Annotated in this window: 19 protein-coding genes; 2 read left to right on the plus strand and 17 right to left on the minus strand. The window is 52.9% G+C overall.

Going from position 1 to position 25,246, the window contains the following annotated elements:
- Window positions 1–211 precede the first annotated feature (211 nt).
- On the minus strand, window positions 212–505 hold the full coding sequence (locus B5F98_RS08145; protein WP_087371280.1) for an NUDIX domain-containing protein: 294 nt from the start codon (window positions 503–505) through the stop codon (window positions 212–214).
- A 212-nt stretch (window positions 506–717) separates the two neighbouring features.
- Here B5F98_RS08145 and B5F98_RS08150 point away from each other — a divergent pair, with 212 nt between their 5' ends.
- Together B5F98_RS08150 and B5F98_RS08155 are read left to right on the plus strand one after the other, a co-directional pair.
- The gene (locus B5F98_RS08150; RefSeq protein WP_158099817.1) at window positions 718–1,311 is read left to right on the plus strand and encodes a zinc ribbon domain-containing protein; all 594 of its coding nucleotides are present in this window, start codon (window positions 718–720) and stop codon (window positions 1,309–1,311) included.
- Complete coding sequence (locus B5F98_RS08155; RefSeq protein ID WP_087371286.1) at window positions 1,271–1,396, plus strand: helix-turn-helix domain-containing protein; 126 nt, start codon at window positions 1,271–1,273, stop codon at window positions 1,394–1,396. Before B5F98_RS08150 ends, B5F98_RS08155 begins: the two co-directional genes overlap by 41 nt.
- A 161-nt stretch (window positions 1,397–1,557) precedes the next feature.
- On the opposite strand, the gene pflA is transcribed toward B5F98_RS08155, so the two are convergent.
- From pflA to B5F98_RS12995, 16 genes are all read right to left on the minus strand, one after another.
- Window positions 1,558–2,325 (minus strand): pyruvate formate-lyase-activating protein, encoded by a 768-nt coding sequence (gene pflA / locus B5F98_RS08160; RefSeq protein WP_087371289.1) that lies wholly within the window; start codon window positions 2,323–2,325, stop codon window positions 1,558–1,560.
- An 85-nt stretch (window positions 2,326–2,410) separates the two neighbouring features.
- The gene (gene pflB / locus B5F98_RS08165; RefSeq protein ID WP_087371293.1) at window positions 2,411–4,663 is read right to left on the minus strand and encodes a formate C-acetyltransferase; all 2,253 of its coding nucleotides are present in this window, start codon (window positions 4,661–4,663) and stop codon (window positions 2,411–2,413) included.
- Window positions 4,664–4,830: 167 nt separating this feature from the next.
- On the minus strand, window positions 4,831–5,232 hold the full coding sequence (locus B5F98_RS08170; RefSeq protein WP_087371296.1) for a YbaN family protein: 402 nt from the start codon (window positions 5,230–5,232) through the stop codon (window positions 4,831–4,833).
- Window positions 5,233–5,253: 21 nt separating this feature from the next.
- Window positions 5,254–6,030, minus strand: coding sequence for an ABC transporter ATP-binding protein (locus B5F98_RS08175; RefSeq protein ID WP_087371299.1), 777 nt, complete (start codon window positions 6,028–6,030; stop codon window positions 5,254–5,256).
- Window positions 6,020–7,033 (minus strand): iron ABC transporter permease, encoded by a 1,014-nt coding sequence (locus B5F98_RS08180; RefSeq protein ID WP_087371302.1) that lies wholly within the window; start codon window positions 7,031–7,033, stop codon window positions 6,020–6,022. Before B5F98_RS08180 ends, B5F98_RS08175 begins: the two co-directional genes overlap by 11 nt.
- A 59-nt stretch (window positions 7,034–7,092) precedes the next feature.
- Entirely contained in the window at window positions 7,093–11,967 is a 4,875-nt protein-coding gene (locus B5F98_RS08185) for a chitobiase/beta-hexosaminidase C-terminal domain-containing protein (protein ID WP_087371305.1), read from the minus strand.
- Between the two features lie 13 nt (window positions 11,968–11,980).
- On the minus strand, window positions 11,981–12,886 hold the full coding sequence (gene isdE, locus B5F98_RS08190; RefSeq protein ID WP_087371308.1) for a heme ABC transporter substrate-binding protein IsdE: 906 nt from the start codon (window positions 12,884–12,886) through the stop codon (window positions 11,981–11,983).
- A 15-nt stretch (window positions 12,887–12,901) separates the two neighbouring features.
- On the minus strand, window positions 12,902–13,804 hold the full coding sequence (locus B5F98_RS08195) for a heme-binding Shp domain-containing protein (RefSeq protein WP_087371312.1): 903 nt from the start codon (window positions 13,802–13,804) through the stop codon (window positions 12,902–12,904).
- A gap of 18 nt (window positions 13,805–13,822) precedes the next feature.
- Entirely contained in the window at window positions 13,823–16,402 is a 2,580-nt protein-coding gene (locus B5F98_RS08200; protein ID WP_158099818.1) for an NEAT domain-containing protein, read from the minus strand.
- A 475-nt stretch (window positions 16,403–16,877) separates the two neighbouring features.
- Window positions 16,878–17,717: a hypothetical protein gene (locus tag B5F98_RS08205; protein WP_087371319.1), complete on the minus strand. Its 840-nt coding sequence runs from the start codon at window positions 17,715–17,717 to the stop codon at window positions 16,878–16,880.
- A gap of 265 nt (window positions 17,718–17,982) precedes the next feature.
- The gene (locus B5F98_RS08210; RefSeq protein ID WP_087371321.1) at window positions 17,983–19,737 is read right to left on the minus strand and encodes an ABC transporter ATP-binding protein; all 1,755 of its coding nucleotides are present in this window, start codon (window positions 19,735–19,737) and stop codon (window positions 17,983–17,985) included.
- Window positions 19,738–21,540: an ABC transporter ATP-binding protein gene (locus B5F98_RS08215; RefSeq protein WP_087371323.1), complete on the minus strand. Its 1,803-nt coding sequence runs from the start codon at window positions 21,538–21,540 to the stop codon at window positions 19,738–19,740.
- 93 nt (window positions 21,541–21,633) lie between these two features.
- Window positions 21,634–22,251, minus strand: a complete 618-nt coding sequence (locus B5F98_RS08220; protein ID WP_087231692.1) for a TetR/AcrR family transcriptional regulator — start codon at window positions 22,249–22,251, stop codon at window positions 21,634–21,636.
- A gap of 258 nt (window positions 22,252–22,509) precedes the next feature.
- Entirely contained in the window at window positions 22,510–23,316 is an 807-nt protein-coding gene (locus B5F98_RS08225) for a class I SAM-dependent methyltransferase (RefSeq protein ID WP_087371325.1), read from the minus strand.
- 28 nt (window positions 23,317–23,344) lie between these two features.
- The gene (locus B5F98_RS08230) at window positions 23,345–24,127 is read right to left on the minus strand and encodes a ZIP family metal transporter (RefSeq protein ID WP_087371327.1); all 783 of its coding nucleotides are present in this window, start codon (window positions 24,125–24,127) and stop codon (window positions 23,345–23,347) included.
- A 196-nt stretch (window positions 24,128–24,323) separates the two neighbouring features.
- Entirely contained in the window at window positions 24,324–24,515 is a 192-nt protein-coding gene (locus B5F98_RS12995; protein ID WP_087371330.1) for a hypothetical protein, read from the minus strand.
- Window positions 24,516–25,246: the final 731 nt, after the last annotated feature.

Genomic DNA, 25,246 nt, shown 5'->3' on the forward strand with positions numbered 1-25,246 from the left:
CCCACCCGGGCCAGCGCCCAGGCTGATGTATTCGCCTATATGGAGGCCTTCTACAACACTGTCCGGCCACATTCTGCACTGGGTTGGCTGTCTCCAACGCAGTTTGAGGCAAGCCTCCTCGCCTCAGGCAGCATAAACGAGTATCCCGCAGAAACTCAGAGATTCATTCTGTTTTTTCTGGTATTTTCCTGTCCGTTTTTTCGGGAAGGGCTCAATTCACTCGATTTTTGCCGATTACCGAATACACACAGACAGGGTGTAAGGAAAACTCGATGGCTCCCGTCTCCTCCTGCAACTCTCTTCTGGCAGTGTCCAGAATTTGCTCTCCCGGTTCTCGGTGGCCACCAGGAAGTTCATAGGTGTCTCTCTCCCGGTGTTTACAAAACACCCACTTCCCGTTGTGTCGGGCTATGATCACCGCAAACCGTAGCAGTTCGTCATCGACTTGTTCATAGAAATTTACTTTCACATGGGGTACCTCGCAATTTATTTTTGAGTATCTCATAGTCTCTCAATTTAATCTTTATTGTACCAAAGTCTCGGGGCCCCAGCAAGCGAATTGATTGTATCTAACTACGAATCTATTCCCCATGCAGTAAGGCAGTTCGCCTCCTCTTGCTGTCATTTCGTGTCAAAACCATTTGATGGATATGGCAAAAGAAATACATGACAGACACCTTTCCTCCCGTGGTAGTACGAAATCACGGAGAAAAAGATATGTACTATGCAGAGTCCACACACCCCGCAATCATTGCAAAGGAAGTTTTTCACGCAGCTCAGGCACTCCTTCAACAGCGGGCCAAACGAGAAGCTCTGCCCCGCAATACTTCCCCCTTTGATCAAAAGATCTTCTGTGGCCTATGCGGAACATCCTTCCGGAAAAAGGTCAGCCATGGGAAACTATTTTGGACATGCAGAAAGCATAGCAGGGATGCCCAGAGCTGTCCGGTAACACAGGTTCCTGATACGGAAATCCGTGAAGCATTTCTCCGGTTCTACTACAAGCTGAACCATCACAGAGATATCATCCTTACGCCGATGCTCAACTCCCTCCAGTCTATCCTCCAGCGTCGTATGCTCTGGAGTGAAAATATCATGGAACTTAACCATCAAATATCCGAACTTTCCAGTCAGAATCAAATGTTGGCCACGCTGAAGGAACAGGGCCTCATTGATCCTGACATTTTTATATCCCAGAGTAACGAGTTGACCCAAGAACTCCGTGCCGCAAAGCAAATGCTGGCCGGGTATCAACACCCTTGCTTCGGACATGAAGCTGTCCCGCTCCACGGTGAAGCGGGCGCTTCATGATTTGGAGCAGCACGGATATCTGGAGAAGACGCCTAGGCATCGAGCCAACGGTAGCTCTACCTCCAATCTATACACCGTCCGATAAGGCCGCAAAAAGCGCAGCTCTCCACCAAGGGGGAGCTGCGCTCATCTGCTGGACCCAGGGGTGGTTCATGGTGGACCGCCCAGAAGAACTCATTCTAACTGAGTATTAGTTCAGAGGATGCATTTACACGGTACACGTCTACGCATCAACCCATTTCAAGCTCACCGTTTGGGTGCATCCTGGTATTCTCTCACATGCAAAAGTTCCTCAGCGGCCTGAATTTCTTCTTCAGTTGGGACCCGGACACCATCCAAAGAATATGGGATGTTTAGGTTCTGCCATTTAAACGTACCCAAGGTGTGGTAAGGCAAAATTTCTACCCGTCGCACGGTAGGCAATGCCCTGATAAACGCATTCAGACGACGAAGGCCTTCGGTATCATCTGTCAGGCCGGGAACCAGTACATGGCGAATCCAAAGGGGAATTCCTTTTCTGGCAATGTATTGTGCCATTTCCAGAATATTCGTGTTGTCGTGACCGGTCAGGGCACGATGCTTTTGGTTGTCCATTTCCTTCAAATCCAAAATCACCAGGCTTGTATGCTCCAACAATGCATCGAACCGGGCCATCCAACGGGCATTGTCAGGAGAAAACGGCTGTCCGCTGGTGTCCAGTGCCGTGTGAATCCCTTTGTCATGGGCTAAACGGAACACCTCGCTGACAAAGTCCATCTGCAAGAGAGGTTCACCTCCGCTGATAGTCAGGCCACCGTTGTTACGCCAGTAATTCCGATAACGGTATGCCGCATCAAAGGCTTCCTGGGGCGTTTTCCCATTGCTTTGGGTAAAGGTCCAGGTTTCAGGATTATGACAGTATTGGCAGCGCATGGCACATCCTTGCATAAAAATCACATATCGAACTCCTGGCCCATCCACCAAACCAAATGTTTCAACAGAATGGACATATCCAATCCGTTCATCTTGTGCCATAGTAGTCCACTCCTTCCTATACATCGTTGTGTGAAAAACCCGCGGCCGCACAAGCAGCCGCGGGTTTCAAAATCATTTTATCAGATTACATGACCTTGTGGCAAGTGCGGGCAATCACATCCATCTGTTGCTCACGGGTCAGATCGATGAACTTGACTGCATATCCCGATACCCGGATGGTGAAGTTGCTGTACTCTTCCTTCTCAGGATGCTCCATGGCATCCATCAGCTTTTCCACACCGAACACATTGACGTTCAAGTGATGGGCACCTTGGTCAAAATATCCATCCATGACCTGAACCAGATTCTCCACCCGCTCCTGCTCACTGTGACCCAGCGCCTCAGGGCTGATGGTCTGGGTGTTGGAGATTCCATCCAACGCCCAGTGGTAGGGCAGCTTAGCCACCGAGTTCAAGGAGGCCAGCAGGCCATTGGTTTCAGCCCCATAGCTGGGGTTGCCTCCGGGAGCAAAGGGCGTGTAGGCCTTGCGTCCGTCCGGCATGGCACCGGTAGCTTTGCCGTACACCACATTGGAGGTGATGGTCAGAATGGAGGTAGTTGCCTCAGAATTGCGATAGGTGTGGCGGCGCTTGATCTTCTCCAGGAAGCTACGCAGCAGCTCAACGGCAATGTCATCCGCACGGTCATCGTCGTTGCCGTACTTGGGGAAGTCACCCTCCACCTCGTAGTCGGTCACCAATCCCTTTTCATTGCGGATACACTTGACCTTGGCATACTTAATCGCACTCAGGGAATCAACCACATGACTGAAACCAGCAATGCCCGTGGCAAAGGTACGGCGCACTTCTGTGTCAATGAGGGCCATCTCAGCCGCTTCATAGTAATACTTATCATGCATGTACTGAATGAGATTGAGAATGTTGACGTACAGACCAGCCAACCAGTCCATCATCACGTCGTATTTCTGCATGACCTCTTGATAGTCCAGATACTCACTGGTGATGGGGGCGTAGGCCGGGCCCACCTGTTCCTCCAGCTTTTCGTCCATGCCACCGTTGATGGCGTACAGCAGGCACTTGGCCAAGTTGGCACGAGCCCCAAAGAACTGCATCTCCTTGCCAGTCTGCGTGGCAGACACACAGCAGCAGATGGAGTAGTCGTCTCCCCAAACCGGCTTCATCACGTCGTCATTCTCGTACTGGACCGAGGAGGTATCAATGGAGACACGAGCAGCATAATCTTTGAATGCTTTGGGCAATGCAGAAGAGTACAGGACCGTCATGTTGGGCTCGGGAGCAGGCCCCATGTTTTCCAGCGTATGCAGGAAACGGAAGTCTGTCTTGGTGACCATGGAACGGCCATCCATGCCAATGCCACCCACTTCCAGAGTGGCCCACACCGGATCACCACTAAACAGCTGATTGTAGCTGGGAATCCGTGCAAACTTGACCATACGGAACTTCATAACCAGATGATCAATGAGTTCCTGGGCCTCACGTTCCGTGAGAACGCCCCGCTCCATGTCCCGCTGAATGTAAATATCCAAGAACGTAGAGATACGGCCCACACTCATAGCCGCACCATTCTGCGTTTTGATTGCGGCCAGATAGCCGAAATACAGCCATTGGACGGCCTCTTTGGCATTGGCGGCAGGCTGGGAGATGTCATAGCCGTATGCGGCGGCCATGTCTTTCATACCCTTCAGCGCATGGATTTGCAGTGCAATCTCCTCACGCTGCCGGATCACGTCATCCAACATCGTGCCGTCGCCGCAGTTGGCCAGATCTTTTTGCTTTTCCTGGACCAAGAAATCAATGCCATACAGCGCCACACGGCGGTAATCTCCCACAATACGGCCACGGCCGTAGGTGTCAGGCAAACCCGTGACGATGTGGCTATGCCGGGCCTTCTTCATTTCAGGGGTATATGCATCAAACACCGCCTGGTTATGGGTACGGGCATACTGGGTGAAAATCTCATGCAGCTTTTCGCTGGGGGTATAGCCGTAGGTGGTACAAGCCTGTTCTGCCATCTTGATGCCACCATAAGGCATAAATGCACGCTTGAGTGGTTTGTCAGTTTGCAAACCAACCACCTGCTCCAAGTCCTTGAGTTCAGGATCAATGTACCCGGGGCCATATGCAGTCAGGCCAGAGACAACCTCGGTCTCCATATCCAGCACGCCACCCTTGGCTCGCTCTTGTTTCTGCAAGGCCTGCAAGGCATCCCACAACTTGTTTGTCGCCTCAGTAGGGCCAACAAGAAAAGCCTCGTCCCCATCATAAGGCTTATAGTTTTTCTGGATAAAGTCACGGGTATTGACCTCTTCCTTCCAGATACGGCCTTCAAAACCTTCCCACTGCTTATAATTTGTCATGACGTTCTCCTTTCACAAAATGCGGACTACATCAAAGCGGAAAAGAATCTATATGAATCCGCTGTACGGTGTAACGCTATTGCCTGCAAGTGGGTTAGCCACCGCTAACCACAGGAAATACATTACCACATCGCATTATAGATTGTCAAGGCGTTGCACAGATGAATTCATTTGACCCTACTATCTGATTTTGACACGATGGTTTTCACTCCAAAGACAAAGTAGATAACATGGCACACCCAGACAATGGCCAAAATAATACTGGGAATCACAATTCCACCTCGTAGCATCATAAAGATACCAACCCCCATCAGCAGGGTCACAGGCACCATGATGCCAACCTTTGTCTGTACTGTCATGCCCTTTTTCTTCACAAAGGAGTCCAGATGCTTTTGATAAAGCTGCGTCCCCACAAACCAGCTATGAAGTCTCTGGGAGCTTTTTGCAAAGCAGAATACGGTGACCAGGAAAAACGGCACTGTGGGCAGTATGGGCAGCACAACGCCAATGCACCCCAGCCCCAGACAGACACAGCCCAGCACCAGAAAAAACAGTCGTTTCACTTTCATAGAAGGCCTCCCCTTTCCTCCCTACACCGGAATCACAAAGGGCTTTCCGTCCACGCTCTGGATGGTCAAGTCCACGTCATACACCTCTTTGACCAGTTCTCCGGTCAAAATGCACTCCGGTACCCCCTGAGCCATGATTTTTCCGCCCTTCATGGCCACAATTTCATCGCTGTAATAGAGGGACTGGTTGATGTCGTGGAGCACCATCACAATGGTAATGCCGTACTCCCGATTTAATTTTTGAATCAGTTTGAGGATTTGGAGCTGGTAGCGCACATCCAGATAGGTGGTGGGCTCGTCCAAAAAAAGCACCTTGGTATCCTGGGCCAGGGCCATGGCAATCCACACCCGCTGCTTCTGGCCGCCGGACAGCTCTGCCACCGGCTTGTCCTTGTGTTTGACCGTGTGGGTGATCTCCAGAGCCCAGCGGATCTTCTCCTCGTCCTGCTGGGGGTCGCCGGACAGACCCAGGGTATGATAGGGGGTGCGACCATACCCCACCAGCTTCTCCACAGTCAGGTCTGGGGGTGCGGTGTTGTACTGGTGGACGATGGCCACCTCTTTGGCAAAGTCCTTCAGACGAAGATGGGCGATGTCCTGCCCCCGGAACTGGATTTCCCCCTGGTCTGGTTTCAGATTTTTGGTCATCAGGTTGAACAGGGTGGATTTGCCACAGCCATTAGCGCCAATCAGAGTGGTAATTTTCCCCTCACGGAGGGAAATGTCCAGTCCCTGGAGCACTTGGTGCTTTCCGTATGCAAAGGATAGGTTTTTGACGGTAAAAATATCACTGACCATAGCTCTGTCTGGACCTCCTCAGCAAAATGATAAAGAACGGGCCACCCACCACAGACATGATCACCGATGCACTGATCTCATAGGGTGCGGCAATGGTACGCCCCACCGTGTCAGCCAGCAGCAGGGTGAATGCTCCCAACAGGATGGTGTAGGGCACCAGAATTTTATGGTTGCTGCCCACCAGAAGCCGGGCAATGTGGGGGACAATCAAACCCAGGAAGCTGATGGGGCCGATGACAGCGGTAGCAATCCCCGCCAGCAACACGGCAATGACTGAGATCATGATTCGGCTCCGATTCACATTGACCCCCAGGCTTCGGGCGGTTTTATCTTCCAGGGCCAGCAGGTTGCACTGCCCCAGCACAAAGAACGAGGCAATCAGCCCCACCAACCCGTAGAGGAGCAGGGTTTGCAGGTCGCTCCATGTCTTCATGGTAATATTGGCGTTGACAATGCTGGCCACCCCGGAATAGTTGCTTCCGGTGCCGGAGTTGAAGGCACTCATGAGGCCGGAGAACATGGCATTCACCGCCACGCCCACCAAAATGATACGCAGCGGGGACAGCCCGCCCTTCCAGGACAGGGAGTACACCAGGAAAAAGGCAAGCATCCCCCCCAGAAAGGCAAACAGCGGAGTAAAAAAGTAGAGTGCGGGGAAAAAGGCGGTGATGAGCACCGCCACCAGGCTGGCACCGGAGCTGATGCCAATGATGCCGGGGTCCGCCAGCGGGTTTTTCAGCACCGCCTGCAGCAGCACGCCGGACACCGCCATAACAGCTCCGCCGAACATGGCAATGAAAATACGGGGAAATCGCAAGTCAAAAATGGTGGCCACGTTTTCATTGTAGGCCACAAAGAGTCCTCGGAACAGCTCCACAGGGGTGACCTTCAAGCTGCCGGTGTTGACTGCAAAGAGAAACAGCCCAACCAGCAGCACAGCCGTTCCCACAAAAGAGCCGATGATCTTTTTTCGGCTGATCAAGACGAGTAGACCTCCTTCCATGAGATAAAGCAGGCAGGGCCGGGATGTCGAAGTACGGCATCCCGGCCTTTACTGTGGTATCAGCCCTTGCGTTTACGGGCAGCGTATACGGTGCATCCTGCCAGAGCTAGGCCGCAGCTCATCATCACTCCCACCAGAGGAAGCAACTGGGCGGAATCTCCGGTCTGGGGGACGTCACCCACCTGAGCAGTGTTTTCCGCATCGGTGATGGTGCTGCCTTTTTCCACCAGTGCATAGGCTCCGGCAGATTTGGTTATGACCGTATAATAGTCATCTCTCAAACTACCACGAACCAGCACTTTATTGTCCGTTGCCATGCGATACACAGCTACTTGTTGGTCCGCATATCCATTCGGAATGGGGAAACCAATGGAGACCGTTCCATTGGGTACCACCTGCTCCCCATTGGCATCCACAAATTTCACCTGGTAGAGCTTGAACTTCTTCCCAACCTCCTGGAGAGCGTAGGCAGCGGAAGAATACTCGCTGCCGGAGGTTATGGGCGTAATCTCAAAGCCCACGCCTGCAGGGAACACTCCCTTGTCAGCCCAGACGGTGACACCGGTCTTCTCATCCGTATAATTCACAGCAGGAGACTGCTCCACCGGCTCTTCCGGCTGGAAGTCAGGGTCATCCTCCGTGGTCTTCTCCAGACTAGACCAGTCAACTTTCATCAACACATCCTGATCACCAGTACCGGCGCTGATGGCCTCCATAATGGGCACGAAGACATGCAGGGGCACAAAGCCGTCCCGGTCAGCAATGGCGGTGGACACCAGGCGAATGCGCACCTGGTCGGGATATAGGTGGTTGGCATCGTTGTATTGGTCGATGACATCACTGCCGTCGGCATTCTTCTGTGTGGAGAGCACCTCGGCCAACACCAGATCTCCCTGGGGTCTGCCATACTGGCTGTACACATAGCCCTCATCGTAGTAGGACAGGGTGGACAGGTAGCCAAAGCGATTATCAATGGCCATGCCCTTGAAGTCCAGGGTCACATAATAGACACCGTCTACCACTTCCAGCTTTACAGTGTGGTTGATGGCATTGTTGGACATGGACAGCTTGCTGCGGTCAGTCTGGTACATGTCCACCTTTACAGAATAGATGCCATCCTCCAGCACATCCTGATCCGGAGTTTCCCCGGTTCCGGTGCCGGAATAAACCACAATGCGATGTTCTGCCTTGGTGCCAGTCACTGTCTTGACCAAACGGTAACGGCCTTCAGGGGTAATTCCCTCCTGCTGGAAGGTGCCGGAGCAAGCATCCTCATCCTGGCTGACCTGTGTGGTGCTGAGGGTGTACCAGGTGCCGTTGCGAAGCTCCTGTACATCGGTGCGCACGGTGAAGGCATCCACAGTACCGGTCTTATCTGTGAGAATGGAGCCCTTGATAGACTCTTGAGAGAAGTCGGGCAAATCCACAGCCTGGAACTTTAGCAGCTCCTCCACGGTGTCAATGGAGGTTTTGCCCAACACTTCTTGCAGCTTGTCTTCGATTTCCCAAGACACATAGCCGCCCTTGCACAAAGCCCAATAGTAATAATCGAAGGCGGACAACTGAGACTGATAGCTCAAGGTGCCCTCCCCCACCTCCAGGGTGAGCCCCAGGTGATGCTTGGAGGGATATTCTCCTGCGGCCTCTTGAATGGTTGCAATCTGCTCCTGGGTAAAGCCGCTGAGATCACAGGTAGACAGGTCCACAGAGTTGTACTCAAAGGCGCTGGCAAATCCATAGCCTCCTTCCGCTACCTTGGCCAGCAACGGAGTAGGCAGGGTACGCAAACTATTCTTAGACAGATCCAGAGAGGAGAGGGCGGGATTGGTCTCTACCAGACTGGCCGGGACCTCCTCCAGCAGGTTATCGCTGAGATTCAGGGTCTCCAGGGCAAGCATCCCATCCAAATCGCTGCCCAACTGAGCAATATCATTTTGGTTGAGGTACAAGTCGGTAATGCCAGACATCTGGTTGATCCCCTCAGGAACCTGGATGAGTTGGTTGTCGGTGAGAGACAGCCAGGTAAAGGTCTCCCGCTGAGGCAGTGCATTGGCGTTGAGCTTCACCAGCTGGTTGCGAGCCAGATACAGACCAGTGACATGTTCCATATCATCAAAGGCACCGGCAGCAATGGAGGAGATCCGGTTATTCTCCAAATCCAGAATGTACTCGTCTTCCCCGGCACCTACCTGGCTGAGGCCGTCAAATAGTTTGTCGTTGATGACAGTAAGCAGGTTGCTGGCCAGCTTCATATCCTTCAGGGAGGAAAGCTGGGAGAAGGCATCGTCATCAATGGTGGAAATACAGTTGGCGGACAGGTTTAGGCTGGTGAGCTGGGTAAAGCCCAGGAACTCATCATGAATTTCAGAAATGCTGTTGCCGTTAAAGTTAATGCTTTCCAGGGACTTGTCCCCCAAATCAGCAAGCCATGAAATATCTTGAATCTTGAACGGATCAAAGACGCCGTAGGCGTTCATCAGGGTGCTGGAACTCAAATCCAGGCTCTTCCTACCTTCCGCAAATCGGAAGTCGTTGAGCTCTTGCGTGGTGACATAGCCATCTCCGTCCATGTCCAGACCAGTCACGGTCATCAGCGCCCGGTTGATAAGCTTAGCCTGGGTGAAGCCGGAGTTTTTGATCTGGAAGCCCTCAAAGCCCTCGGTGACGGTGGTGTCAAATACCAGCTTCACCTGGGTGTATCGATCATACATGCCGTTCATAGCCTCAGAGCCGCCCATAGCCTGTACATTGACTGCACCCACCATATAACCACTGTCCAATGCGGAGATGGGCAAGGTGTACACAGCGGCTACCACTTTCCCGGAAGCGTCCGTCTCAGGGACACGGGAGCCGTCGGTGATGGCGCCCTTCCAGGTGCCATCACTGCTCTGAATGGCAAAGTCCAGCATGGAGTGAGCGAACACGGTGTTGTAAAAGGAGGCGGTGAGAGTACCGTCCTGGGCCACCTTGATTTCCACATAGGGATCAAAGAAGCCAGCCAGCATGGACTCAGTGACCCCATCGTCAATGCGGAAGGCTTGGAAGGTGGCGGTGTACGTCTGCCCCGGCTTCATTTCACTGGCAGAAATTTGCGCACCACCAGTTGCATCGGCAGACTGATCCTCTTGAGTCAAGGTAACTTCGTCGAGGTTGCTGGCATCCAGCACCACGTGCTTGGTGCTGGAACCCTCCATCACTACGTCCAGGGCAATGGGCTGGGAAAGATCCCAAGTCTCAGAATCGAAGTTGAGCAGCATCTGCACGCCATCATCAACCCGCTTGAGGGCAAAGCCGCCCACGCCGCCGTTATAGACAAACTTCTCCTCCCGGTCCCCCTGGGTAACCCGGACAAAATACTGAGGGCTGGACATCTGGTCACTCCAAATGGCATCACCGTAACGGGTATCCTCAGTATTCAGGGTGAGGGTGGTGTATCCATCCTTGGGCTGGATCTCGGCACCGGTGAACTGGCCCAGCAAACTCCAGGTGTAGGTAGCAGTAGCCTCAAAGCTACTTCCCATACCATCTTTTACTGCAATGGCTTTGACCGTGGTCGTCTGGTTAATGGTAAAGGGGCCAGTGTACTGGGTGCTCTCCTGGGTGGGTGTGGTGCCGTCCAGGGTGTAGTAGATGGTGGCATCCGGGGTATCACAGGTGATGGTCACCTCTGTCTCCTCATAAATAGAGCCTTCGTTGGGGGAGATGACCGGTGTGGCCACAGAGGCAGTCTGTTGGTGGGCAGTGTCCCACTGCACAGACAATGTGTATGTGCCGTAAGTTCCATTACTCAGCTGATAAGTTCCGGAATAGTTCTGCTTTACACCATAATAGGGCAGTACAATGTTGGAAATGCCGCTGATGGTTTTATATCCCACTTCTCCAGACGCGGGAACAATCTCCAAAGCTGTTAGGTCTTGTGGGTCGTCCGAATTCTCTACCTGATACATGCTCAGAGCAGAGACCTTGTTCCCCTGCCAATCCTGGAGATAGGTCAGTTTCATGGTCAGACTTCCATTCTGGTCTGCAGTGACCACAGCCTGAGTGTGTACATAGCTGGTCAGCTCCCATTGAGGGTCGTCCACCGAGATGGTTACCGCATACTCTTGGCCAGGCACCAGTTCAGGCATGGTGGTACGGGTAAAGGTGGCAGAAGCTACAGCGCTGGGATCATATTCACCCGGAACGTAGGCAATCGCCTTGACGGTGGTGGTTCTGGTTACTGTAAAGGGCTCGCTGTACACCTCTCCCGTCTGATAGCCGGAAGAATAGGACGGGTCACTGCCGTCGGTGGTGTAGAGAATGGTTGCCCCCGGAGTGTCACAGGTAATGGTGACCTCCTGGGAGGTTTCAAAATCTGCTCCACTGGGGGTGATCTCCGGAACTGCTGCCTCAGGCAGCACCTGCTCCAGCGTGGACCAGTCCACCGTGAGCACCATGTCACTCTGGGTCTCGTTGTTGAGGGTCACAGTACCTGTGTACTCATTACTGTCCCAGTAGGGCAGCACAAATGTGGCTTCGCCACGAATGGTATAATATCCTTCCGTGAAGGACACCTCATTAAATTCCAGTGCAACAGGGTCGGTGCTATCCTTTTCATAAACCTGCACGCCAGTAACCCACTGGGTCTCCGATGTCTCATAGTCGTCTGCCCAGACGACCACTTCAGGGAACCGGAGCTCCAAGGTGGGATTGCCATCGGAATCTGTGGTCACAGTGGCCGTGCGCTGAAGATGGCTGTAGAAACTGCTGTTCCATCCGCCTTCCTCGTCAGGCTTGCGCATCTGGACATCCACCTGGTAAGTGGCATTGGTTTCAAATTCTGGAGTGGACGGAGAAGCCGCCCACACCGGAGGTGTGGCCAGGCCCAACGTGAGGGCCGAAGCCAAGGACATGGCCAAGCCACGCTTGAACCACGTCTGTTTGGTTGTTGTCATGATCTTGCCTCCCTTATGGATTTTGCTTTATTCCCTCGCCGTAGAGCAGCGGCTGCAGCTCTTCCAGCGCATCGGGGTAGTTGAACTTGGCACTCATGCCGAACAGGTCATAGGGCAAGTCGTAGACACGCCCCTCCTGCACCGCCTCAAAGTGCTTCCAGATATCGTTGGTTTCAAATTCATCCTGGAACATCTCCACCACGTCTTCGGGCAGAGCATGGGCTGCCCGGAGAATGATATCTGGTTCCTTGGTCTTCATGTCCTCGGTGTTGGCGGTGAGGAATTCCTGGCCGTCCCCATCTCCATAGACGTTGACCCCACCGGCCAGTTTGACCAGGTTGCCCACATAGCTACTTTCCGTGGCCACAATGTAGGAGCCAGGCAGACCCATGAGCACCAGCACCGTGGGGGATTCTTTCCCCTCATTTTGGCTTCGGTACTCCTCCATAAACTGCTGGTATTCCTCCACCAGAGCCTGGGCCTGTTCCTCCCGGTCAAACTTCTCCCCCAGTCCCTCGATGGAGGCATACATTCCCTCCACGCTGCGCAGATTGAGAAACAGGGAGTTGACTTCAATGGAGGCATATTTGGGCTGCAAATCGCTTTGCAGGCTGTTGGGGGAAATCACATAGTCCGGGTTCAAAGATTTGAGAATTTCCAAATCCGGACTCATAGCCGTCCCTACAGTGGTCACATCCTGATATCGTTCGGGAATGGTACTCAGAGTGGAGGAGCACACACCCACCAGATCCAGTTCCAGCTTGTCGCAGATGTCCACCGCAGCGGGTGAGGTTGCTACAATACGTACCTGGTCTGAACCGTCATCTGCAGTCTGCTCCGGATGTTGGTTGACACAGCCGATGGCGGACAGGGCCAGCATTCCCGCCAAGCAGAGAGACAGAAGTCTTCTTGGTTTCATACTCGGCTCCTTCCCTCACTTCTTACCAAAGGGATGCTTGCCCTTTCTTACAAAGAAGACGTACCACACGCCGCCGCCCACAGCTGCGATGACCACCAGCCCTCCAATGACCCACCAGAGAACGGGAGAGCCGGAGGAGGAGTCGGTGTTTTCAGGAGCCTGGGTTTCCTCCACAGCGTTGCCCGAGGCGTCAAATTCCTCCAGGCCGCTGGCACTGGACTGGGCCTCTGGGTCTGTAGTGGGAGACGGCTCCGGGGTAGCGGAAGGTACAGCTGTAGCCTCAGACGCAGGCGATTGTGTCGTCACCGGGGTCTTGGCGGGCGCAGGCGTGGATGCCACCGGAGCCTTGGTGGGCACCGGGGTTGCTGCAGGGGCAGGGGTCGGTTTGGGCTGTTCCACCGAGATGCTGGTAACAAAATCCCCAGAACCGGACTTCAGATTGCCCACGGTAATGTAAAAGATGACCTCACGGCCCATGGGGGTCACATACATATTGCAGCGGATGATAGATTTCTCGCTGTTGGCTCTCAAGCGAAAATCTGCAGTATTGCTGCCATAGTCTTCTTGCATCAGACTGGCAGAAACGGAATGTCCATCCACCTGAAACTTGGGTGATTGAATGTTGTCCATTAGATTTAAGCGAACGGTGATCCATGTGTTACCACTTGCATCTACCTCTACCAGAGCCTTTTTATTGGTAGCACTTTCTGTCATGGACTGACCTAGTACTGCAGAATTCTCTCCGCCAGAGTCTTCGATGACTCCTGTGGTTGGATGCCGGTAGTGGGCGGTAGCGGTGGCAGTATATATGCCGTGGGAAGCTGCCGATGCAGGCATGGAAACAATGCTCGCCGCAAGGGCGAGCATTGCCACCATACCGCAAAGCCCTCGAACAGCTTTTCTCGCGGTATTCTTCATAACATCAATCTCCCTATATCATTGTTCTTTTTTTCTGGCAAGCAGAATCCCCATCAGTCCGACACAGGACAGAGTCAACACTACAAAGGGAGCTACGTTTGCACGATCACCGGTGTCGGGATTGCCATTCACATTTGCGCTGTTTTCCGCATCCGTGATGGTGCTGCCCTGCTCCACCAGCGCGTAGGTGATGAAGGTCTTGGTCAGCACCTTATAGTAGCCATTCTCCACAGTACCCTTAACCAGGGTCTTGGTTCCGTCCTCATTGATTCGATACAAAACCACCTTGTCAGCATCATATCCTTCGGGAATGGGGTAGTACACGGTGACCACACCGTTGGGCTGAACCTCAACACCATTCAGCTCAAAATGGATCTCGAACAGGCGGAACTTCTTGCCCACATCGGCAAGCAGCTCAGCAGCCTTTTCGTAGACTTCCCCGGAGGTAATCTGGGTCACCACCTGCTGGACGCCCTCAGGAAACACACCTTTGTCAGCCTCTACCTTGATGCCGGTGGTGGTGTCGGTGACGTTGACGGCGGGGGACTGTTCCACAGGTTCTTCCGGCTGGAAGTTAGGATCATCCTCGGTGGTCTTTTTCAAGGTAGACCAGTCCAACTTCAGTAATACATCCTGAGTACCAGATCCAGCGGAGATGTCCTCCATGACCGGAACAAATACCTGAAGCGGCACGAATCCCTGCTCATCCTCCAGAGCATCCGATACCAGGGGGAATTTGATTTGATCTGGATAAAGTTTTCCAGCATAAATCCCACCCGCCTGATTGAATTCATCCACAATATCCGTTCCATCTGGATTTTTCTGTGTGGACAACACGGTTGCAGGCACCACAGTTCCCTGCAAATCACCATAAGCGCCGTATTGATAGCCATTTTCATAATAGGCCAGTTCCGCCAGATACCCATATTGATTCAGATAAGAAAGACCTTGAAAATCCATTGTCAGATAGTACTTACCGTCTTCCACGGTGAGCTTCAAGGTATGGTGGATGGCATCATTGGACATGGAGTAATCCGTTTGGTTTGTCTTGAACATTTCACCGTAAACAGAGTAGACCCCATCCTCCAGGGTATGTCGATCCAACTCCCCCTCTTTTCTCAGGTTATCCATAGCGGTTTGCAGTGCCTGAACTTGGGCATCCACCTCACTTTGTGTGGCATTGGCGTTGTCCAGCACACGCTGAGCGTGGTCAATGGCCTGTTGCAATGCGCTCCAAGTAGCCTGCGTATATCCTTCATTCTTCAGAACACTCGCCTGTTCCAGAATAGTTTTCAACTCGTCAGTATTGGCGCGCTTCACCAAAGCCTCCAACGCGTTTCCTAGCTCACTCACAGCACGCGTAACTTCGGAGACACCTGCATTGTCGTCCCGCTCCACTTGTTTTGCTGCAGCCAGCGCAACCTGGAAGGGTTCCCATGTTTCAGGGGTATATTGAGACTCTTGGCAAACATCCGCTTTCTCGATGAGGGCACGGAGGGATGTCTTATCTCCTTTTTCTTCCAATTCGCTTATAGCAGCAGCAATAGCAGAGGCCATGTCCTGCTGCTCCTGAACCGTAAATTCCTTCTGATTCAGCACAGGAACTGCCTGGAAGCCAGCTCCCGACATCTCCAGCGTGGAATCGGGCCATATATTGGTGAGTTTACCACTCACATCTTCGATGGTTTCCTGCAAAGCCTGATAGGAGCTTTCCGTATAATTCCCTTTGGCAATATTCTTAGCCTTCCAAAGCTGATAACTTACATTTTCCTGAGCATTTTCCACCTCAGTAAGACTGCTCCAATCCACTTGTAGTCTGGCATACTGGTCTCCAGATGTGGGACTGATAGAGAACATAATGGGAACAAATACGTGCACATAGGCTGCATTGTTGACTGTGAACTCGCTGCTAGTCTGCGGAATGTCAAACTCACCGGACTGATTGGCCACCACAACGGGAGTCACATCCAAGGCCATCATATGCTGATAGGGCAGGTTGTCAATGTCAATCAATCGAGGTTCATCATGCCCAAATCCAGCCGGTCGTGTCATGGTATCAGGATTAGACCCATCATACACCATTTCAGATTCTGGATTGTTATAGGCATCATACACGACGCTCCCATCTTGTGTTCGGTGTTGGGTCAACAGCTCTGCAGAAGTGTATGTACAGAAATTGTCGTCGGGATACCCGTATTTCGTTAAAACTTCTGCCTGGACAGATTCCAACTCCATCATAAAGCCATACTGCCCAATATACCCCATAGGCATAAACTCTACGATTGCAGTGGCTGTACCCTGCTCCACTACCAAGAGCGCCTGGTATTGGGTGTCGTCGGGATGTTTTTGCAGAAACGATTCACTGCCTCGAAGTGCTGCGTTTCCCATCGAGTACTGTCCACTACTGTTTGCATTCATTAAGTTCAAGGAAGCGGTGTATACCCCGTCTTCCACAGGCGCATCCAGTCGCTGAACAACTCTGGAGCCTTCTGGGTAGGTTATCTCATGGACAGTGTCCGCAAATCCATAATTGCTACCCAGGCTGGCTACCATAGCTGCTGCCAAAACGGCAGATGTGCCCTGCTTGGCCATACGCATTCCAATCCACATAGAAGCAACCCCTCTCTTTCCTAAGAAAAAACTGACGATCTCTTGTTAGCAATCGCTAACCACTATACAAAAAGAAAGCCGCTGACACGGCAATTCGGGATCAAACCACCTCCTATTTCTATTCACATGATACAGCACCTTCCACCTTAGGTATGTTAGACTGTTCACCAGGCAATCGATTAGCCGAAACTAACTGCCAGGCCAAAAAATAACTCCACAAGGAGCCGGATTTCGTCGATCTGTAAATCGCCATATATATTCTTCTCTTTGGACCTCAAACATTTCCTAAAGCACGCATAGTATATCCATTGTTTCCAGTGTAGTCAATGAATATTTTGTTGCACTTCTGCTACAAACCTATCTTTTCCCCATTAGAAAACGCCTGAAATCCTTTAGCCACAAAGAAATCAAGATTGGAGCAACTGTGCAACAGAAAATTTCTATCTTTCGGGCAACACCGTGTTTAATGGATGAACACAGTGAATACTGCTGTACTCTCTGGCATATGCATTTCCCCCACACTGCACTGCATCTTCAGGCACACGCTCCCATGAAGCAACGTGTCACGACCTTTCCCCATAGAGATAAACTGTAGCGCAGTTGCTGGGAAATATATGTAGCGTCCGTCCATTCCACCGTCCCGAAATTCCCCGTCGCATAGATATTGCAGCTTCTGAATCCGTCCCTCCATCTGTTTCCCGCTGGATATAGACTGAGCGGACACCGTTTTGATGGTCAGATATACCAATCCCTGGTGATCCTTTACCATCAGCTCGCAGGGATGCTCGAAACCTTGATTTGCCATAGAGATATTGCTGTGATTTTTCATCTGCTCTCGATAGATGATAAACGGAAAGTGGTAGCTTCCGTCTTCCAGAAGGTCACAAATTTCGCCGCCATGAAATCGTTGACGGCCTGTAAAGTGTTCTTTGATTTCCATACGGCTCTCCTGTTCGGAGAGCCGATCCATAAATGCGTCAGAAAACCCCGCTGCCAGCCCCTGCAGCGCATTTTCTCGAATTTGACTTAATGGGACATCTAGGTACTGCATATATCGATGAAAAACACAGAATTTACGTCTGTATTGCTCCGCCAGCTTGATTCCAGGTACGGTGAGGGCCGTTTTGCGGTGTTCCAGCCGTTCTACAATTCCCTGTTTCTCCATGGCATCCATGGCACGGGTAATGGCCCATTTCCCTACCCCCAGGCTTCTGGCAGAATCGGTGACCGTACGCTTGGACGGCTCTGCCTCCAGATAGTACAGCAACAGCTGAATTTGAAATGGCGTCAATGCTTCTGACATACCAATCTTCCCTTCTCTCTCATCCCTTCATGCTGCAAAAACGGAATGCGCATGGGCGAATAACTTAGGCTTTCAACCGAGGTTAGCTTATGCTAACTTTCGAGTTAACTATACGCCTGTTTTTCCCACTTGTCAAGGAAGTGCTTTCTGTATGTACGCAGAAACAGGCTTTGGATCTACCGGACAACAGAATTGCTGCAAGAGAGAGAGACCCACAGCTCCTTTCGAACTGTGGGCTTCTCTCATTTCCTGATTGCACAAAGAATTATGAGCCTGCCCGATTCAACTGCCACAGAGCACTTTCGTTCTGAAGCTCCACCATGTGTCGGAACAGGCCACCTTCTTCCATCAGCTCTTGCGGGGTTCCCTGTTGGTCCACACAACCGTCTTTCAGAACAACAATATGGTCTGCCCCGGCCACAGTACGCATCCGGTGGGCGATGACCAGTACCGTCTTTCCGGTGAGAAGCTTCGAGAGCGCCCCCTGTACCTTGGTCTCATTTTCCACGTCCAGAGAGGCGGTGGCTTCGTCCAGCAATACGATGGGCGCGTCTTTGAGCAGCGCACGGGCGATGGAGATGCGCTGTCGCTCGCCGCCGGATAGCTTTGCGCCGTTTTCTCCGATGGGCGTTTGGTAGCTCTGGGGCAGTTTGCTGACAAACTCCTCGCAATTGGCGGCTTTGGCTGCGGCCATCACCTCCGCGTCAGAGGCGCCGCGCCTGCCCAGGCGGATGTTTTCCATCACCGTGTCGTCAAACAGCACCACATCCTGAAAAACCATGGAATAATCGGTCAGCAGCACCTCTGGGTCCACCGTGGCAATATCCACCCCGCCCACTTTGATGGCGCCCCCGGTGACATCCCACAGACGCGCCGCAAGCCGGGCGCAGGTACTTTTACCGGAGCCAGAAGGACCGACCAGTGCAGTGATCTCGCCTTCTTTGGCGGTAAAACTGACATCGTGCAGGACGCCCTTTTGGTCATAGGCAAACTCCACATGGTCAAAGACGATGTCGTGTCCCTTGGGCTGAAAAACTTCCGCCCCCTCTGCGATAGGCGTGTCGAACAGAGCGTTCATCCGGTCTGCCGACACCTGGGAGACAAATAGCTCGGCGATCAGAGCAAGGCTCTGGTCAAAGGGGGCATAGATACGGGTAATGACCATGAGGAACAGGAACAGCAGCATGAAGTCGATCTGTCCGGACAGGATCAGCCCCGCGCCCGTAAGGATCGTGGTCGCCACGCCCAGCCGCATGATGACGCTGGCTCCGTTGACGAACAGGCCGGTAACCAGCTCGCCGCGGATCATGATCCGTTCATGGTCGTCGATCTTCCGGTACAGCCCCGCAAGATAACGCTCCTCCTGATTGGTGGCACGGATCTCCCGCACATGTTCCAGCGCCTCCTGCATCCCATCTGAAACCCGCACGGCGGCGTGCTTGGTCTGCTCAGCCCGGCGCTCGGTGAGCTTCCGGCTTCCAAACAGCAGGCCAAACGCGACCGGAACTCCCCAAAGACAGGCAATGGTCAGCCGCCAGTCATACCAGAGCAGGCAGACCGCAATCACGGCGGTGGAAATGTAGGAGCCGTACAGGTAGCCCAGCACATGGCTCCAGACATGTTCCATGCGGTTGACATCACCCATCAGGGTCTCCGTCAGGTCGGCCAGATCCCGCTTACCGAAAAAGCCGAGGGGCAGCTTGCGCAGCCGTTCCGCCAAACCCAGCCGGGTGGCTTTGACTTCGCCGTACACAAGACCGTAAGTGGCCTTATACTGCTGGAAATGGGTGAGAAAAGAGAGAAGCGCAAACACCACAAGACCGGCCAGTACAGGCAGAGAGGCGGTCAAGGAGGCACTGTCGGTCAGAGATGCCATCAGGCCGGACATCACAAGGTACAGGATGCTGACCCCGCCCATGACCACCAGATTGACGACCACCGTCCAAAAGGTGCCCTTTTTGGTATTCTGTACGCCCTGATCCGTCAGGGCATATTTCCGTTGAAATTTTGCTCCGAACATTTATTTTCCCTCCTTGCCGCTTTCCATTTTCCATTGGATCGCCCGATTGTAGTCGGCCCACATCCGGGTGTACAATCCGCCTGCCGCAATCAGCTCCCCGTGGGCGCCCTGCTCTGTCACCCGGCCACCCTCCAGCACCAGGATCTTATCCGCGCCCACCACGGTGGAGAGTCGGTGGGCGATCATAATGACGGTGCGGTCCTTTGTCAGCCGAGCGAAGGCTTTCTGGATCAAGGCTTCATTTTCCGGATCCGCGAAAGCGGTGGCTTCATCCAGCACCACAATAGAGGCATCCTTCAAAATGGCCCGTGCCAGCGCAATGCGCTGCGCCTCGCCGCCGGAAAGATAGGTCCCCTCGGTTCCGATCACAGTATCCAGCCCTTGAGGCAGCTTTTCCAGAATGTCGCCGCACTGGGCGGCCTCCAGGGCGGCCAGCACCTGCTCCCGGCTGGCATTGGGACGGGCCGCCCGAACATTTTCCAGAATGCTGGCCTTGAACAGGCGGTTGTTTTGAAACACAAAAGCGACCTGATCCATCAGCACATGGGGATCGATCTGGCGTACATCCACGCCGCCCACTTCCACGGCACCGGTGTCCACGTCCCAAAACCGGGGAATTAGACTGGCGGCGGTGGTCTTGCCCCCGCCTGAAGGCCCCACTAGCGCCACGGTCTCTCCGGGCTCGGCGGTGAAGGAGACCTGGGACAGGGCGGGAGACTGCGCGCCGTCGTAGGTAAAGCTCACATCCCGGAATACCACCCGGTTGTCCCTGGGAGTCTGGGGATGATTCGGCACCGGCAGCATCGGTGCGTCCATGACCGGCTGGATACGCCCCAGAGCGGTGTTGGCCAGCATCATACCGGAAGCCGCAAACATAATCTTGGCCAGTGCCGTGGAAATGATGGCAGAGAATACGGCGTAGAAGGCGAAGTTTGTGACAAGTCCCGCAAAATCACCCGAAGCCAGTGCGCCGGGAGCCAGGAACAGCACCACCGGAACCAGAAACAGAAAGGCGCCCTCGGTGAAGGTCAGATTGATGGACTGCGGAACGCGGCACACATCACCTTGATAGTACTCCGCCTTAGCGCTGTACTCCTCAATGGCCTGCTGAAAGGCCTTGAAGGAGTAGACGGTCTGCTGAAAAATTTTGACCACCGGGATGCCGCGCACATACTCGGTGCCGGATTTGGTCATGCGGTCCTGAGCCGCCTGGTATTCCGCCATAAGCTCGGCGTTTTTGCCGCCCATCATACTGAACATGGCAAGGATGGAGATCACCGCTGACAGCAGGCATGCCGCACCCATACGCCAATCAAACACGAACATCAGCACCAGCATGGCAAGAAACAGGGTGATTGTGCCCACGATGTCCGCCAGATTGTGAGCCAGCAGGGTTTCTGTATCGGCGGCCGCTGCGTCCAGGCGGCTGCGGATCAAACCGGAAGCATTGGCATCAAAATAGCCCAACGGAGCCTGCATCACATGTGCCATGCCCTGTTTGCGGATGTTGGACGCCGTGCGGAACGCCGCCAGATGGGTGCACATCAGACCCAGGAAGTAGATGAGGATGCCGCCCACCGCGAAAGCAAAGGCGATCCAGCCATAGCGCGTCACGCTCTGGGCCTGCGTCCAATCCGGCGCCACGGCAATCAAATCTCGGGCCGCCAGCCAGATACAGAGATAGGGAATCATACTGCACACCATGGATATTGCTGACAGTCCCAGCCCCAGGAAGGTAAGCCGCCTGTGGCTGCCCGCATATCCCAGCAGAACGGTCAGAGCGTTTTGCTTCTTTTCCTTCACAAATATTCCTCCTTTTATGGTTAGCTATCGCTAACCTTTTGTGTAAAAAGAAAGGGGCAAAGCCCCGATCTTACGAAAAAGATTGGCGGTATGTTACTGGCCGATCAGCTGCAACCACCCGGCAGTGTAGAAATCCCGCAGCTGGTCCACATACCGCATGGCCTGCTCCTTGGGCATGTCGTGGACGACGATCTCGAAAATGCCGTTAAACATTCCGCTGGCAATGATGTGGCATAGCTGTGCATCCAGCTGGGGGCATTCATGCCCCAGACGGTGGAGTACCTCCAGGTATTGGAGGGTGTATTCCACTTCGACCTCCACCATATTATGGACGAAATGCTCATAGCTGGTGCCCTCGGCCTTGCACAGCAGCAGCTTCACCGGCTCTCGGTGGTCGCAGATGTAGTCCACCATCCAATGGACGCATTGGCTGGACTCCAGTCCCATGTGTTCCGGCTGTTCCTGCTCCGGCAGCTCGGCAAAGGAGGTCTGGGCTTCCATGAACCGGCCCATCAGCGCAGCGGCGTGGGGCTCCACGATGGATGCAAAGAGCGCCTCTTTGCTGGAGAAATAGCCGTAAAATGCGCCGGTGGTGACACCAGCCTGCTTCACAATCTGCCGCAGAGAGGCACCCTGAAAGCCCTTCTCTGTAAATTCCTCCATAGCGGCCTGCTGGATTCTCTCCAGCGTGGCAGTCGATTTTTCTTCCATATACAACCTCATATAACAGTGACATATAACACTGTTATAATAAAGCGGTGAGCATTTTTTGTCAAGAGGCAGTGGAAGAAATATTGCAAAAGGGATTGCTGTATAAAATTAACACAGCAATCCCTTTATATCATACCGAACGTAGTTTCTATCCTTTTGTATAAACTTCTACCACTCCGTGTCCACCAAAACATAGTATACTGCTCACCTATACGCTACCAGAAAGTTCTGCGATAAAATATAGGCAAAATGGTCGTTTTATAACTTCAGATGTATCATCTTCACCATGCACCATCGATCAGAAACTGCCATACTGACCTTTGTGGAGAATCGCAAACCATCTCTGGGGATATGGCGATAATAAGCTTCCTGGGCAAGAATCTCGACCCCGCCGCCGATTTTCCCGGTCAGTTCCGAGGCTTCATCCACATAGAAAAACATCCGGGCATCGCCGTGGCCTACCTGCCTCATGTACTTTTTCCGCATCATGGCCATGCCGCTTTTGCTCACAGCATCAAAGACAAGTTCTATCTCTCCGAATTGCTGCAGCATTCGAAGCAGCCCCATAACCTTGGCTTCCTCAAAATAGTGGAACAGCCCACCAGCGGTGACCAAGATGGGAGCATCCGGCACATTGGCACGGATCCGCCTGATCCAGTCGTCATCAAAGGCATCGGCAGCAACATAGGTTTCCCGCTCCGGCTCCGGCAGCAACTCCCGCCGATACTCCACCACATGAGGCAAATCCACAGCATACCAGCGAGTGCAGCCGTTGTCGCAGCGATGATATGTGGTTTCCAGACCGCATCCAAGCTGGACGATGACCCCGTCCCGCCTGCGTCCCAGAAATGACCGGATGAACCGATCCATATTGGCTGACCGAACGGCGGAGGCCAGCAAGGTGTACTGGTTCTGGTCACCCGGCTTCCGCAGACCAGCCGGCAGCTTCTCCTTCAACTCCAGCGCCTTTTTATCATATAAGATTTGCGGGCAATGTTCGCTGGCATAGAGCCTACCCAGCATAGGGACAAACAGCGTATCTTCCACAACGCCTAAATGAGACATTCGTTATCCTCCTTCCAAGCAACCAGCCTCAGCCCAGCGCCACATCCAGTGTCATCATGAGTGTAAATCCAACTGCAAACAGAATGGTTCCCACATTAGAGTGCTTTCCCACTGACATTTCCGGGATCAATTCCTCCACCACCACATAGATCATCGCTCCTGCGGCAAAGCTCAGGGCGTAGGGCAGTACCGGGACTAAAATTCCAGCCAGAAGGATGGTCAGGATGGCGCCTAACGGCTCCACCGCACCGGACAACGCCCCATACAGGAAGGAGCGGAATTTTGAGAACCCTTCCGCCTTCAAAGGCATGGATATGATAGCGCCTTCCGGGAAGTTCTGAATGGCGATTCCCAAAGAAAGAGCTAACGCCCCCGCCAGCGTGATCCCACTGTCTCCATAAAGCCACCCGGCGTAGACCGCGCCTACTGCCATTCCTTCTGGGATATTGTGCAGTGCCACGGCCAAAGTGAGCATGGTTGTCCTTCCAAGACTGCTTTTGAGCCCTTCTGCCTCCGAACTGCCGCGGTGCAGATGAGGAATCAGCCGATCCAGCCCCAGCAGAAATAGAACACCAAGCCAGAAACCCGCAACGGCAGGTACAAAGGACCATCGGCCCATATCTGCTGCCTGCTCCATCGCAGGTAACAGCAGACTCCAGATGGAAGCGGCCACCATCACTCCTGCCGCAAAGCCGGTAAGCGCACGCTGTACCAGCTCGCTCAAATTGTTTCGCATAAAAAAGACACAGGCCGCACCCAGCGTTGTCCCAACAAAAGGAATCAGCAGGCCTTGCCATAGTTCCATTGACATACGATCCTCCAATCTGGTCATGGTATTTGTTCGCAAAGTTTACCTGGACAATCTGGATATGCATGGACACCTCCAGTGCGCCGAGCGTCAGCAACAGGCTGCTTACCTGCCGCTCCAAAAGTGCTCTAACTGTTCGAAGGTAAAACGGGAGCGTCCCCATCGGACAGCTCTGATGAGTACGCTCCCATTTTCACTTTTACTTGCGCTTATATGACTCATGTATCATCAAAAAACGACCCATCAAGAAAAGTCGAGCGTAAAAATCATGAATCAGTAATAGCATCCATTCGGCATAAATCAGATATTTCATCCGGTCTGTTGTCATGATTTTGATGATGTTTTCCGCAACAGTGGTGCCCACCGTGCCCGCCGCAGCAACAATGGCCATTGGGGTTGAAGGGATCAAAATGCAGTAAATCAACTTTCTCGACGGAAACCTTAGTATTCATGACGTTGGTATTCTTGTGTTCCAGCATAAAAACACTCCTTCATTGTAGTTTGTATTATTTGTGTTCCGAGAATGATCAGAACATAGAACGCTTGCAGTTAGCTATTGCTAACTGCATTGAATTCTACCACACGACTCTATCCATGTCAATCATAAGACCATTTGCATAGCGAAATCTTACCTTCTCCATGGGATTAAATTTTTTGGCCACCGTCCTTGCCACCACCGATGTATTAAGGCCGGTTGTGGGAGCGCTGGTACATAATGCGGGTTCCGTCCTGGTCATTATCAACTCGGCGCTTCTCCTTGGCTGGAAGCAAAACTCGCTATGACAAATATGATTCCATCTCCTCTGTTCCCTGTATTCAGAAAATTCTTGCATCTTGTCGTATTATGATGTATCATCCAGTTAGTGTGCGCTAACCACTGGCGTTTCCTCTCGGAAAAGGTCTGTTTTATCATGAGGCGGGATGAGAACATGTTGCGAGAATATCTACAAAGTCAACGGATTCACCAAATTTCATGGAGTGTCAGTATGCCTGGAGTCCAGATCTGTCACTTTCCCCTGACAAGGTCCAGCAGAAATGGACAACTGCCCATTCCGGTGGTGGGAAGCCTCTGCATTTTGAAGCCTTCTTTTGTTTCGGTGGTCGGCTTTTCCTTCATCCTGA

Source organism: Pseudoflavonifractor sp. An44 (assembly GCF_002161675.1).
Classification (GTDB): Bacteria; Bacillota; Clostridia; order Oscillospirales; family Oscillospiraceae; genus Enterenecus; species Enterenecus faecium.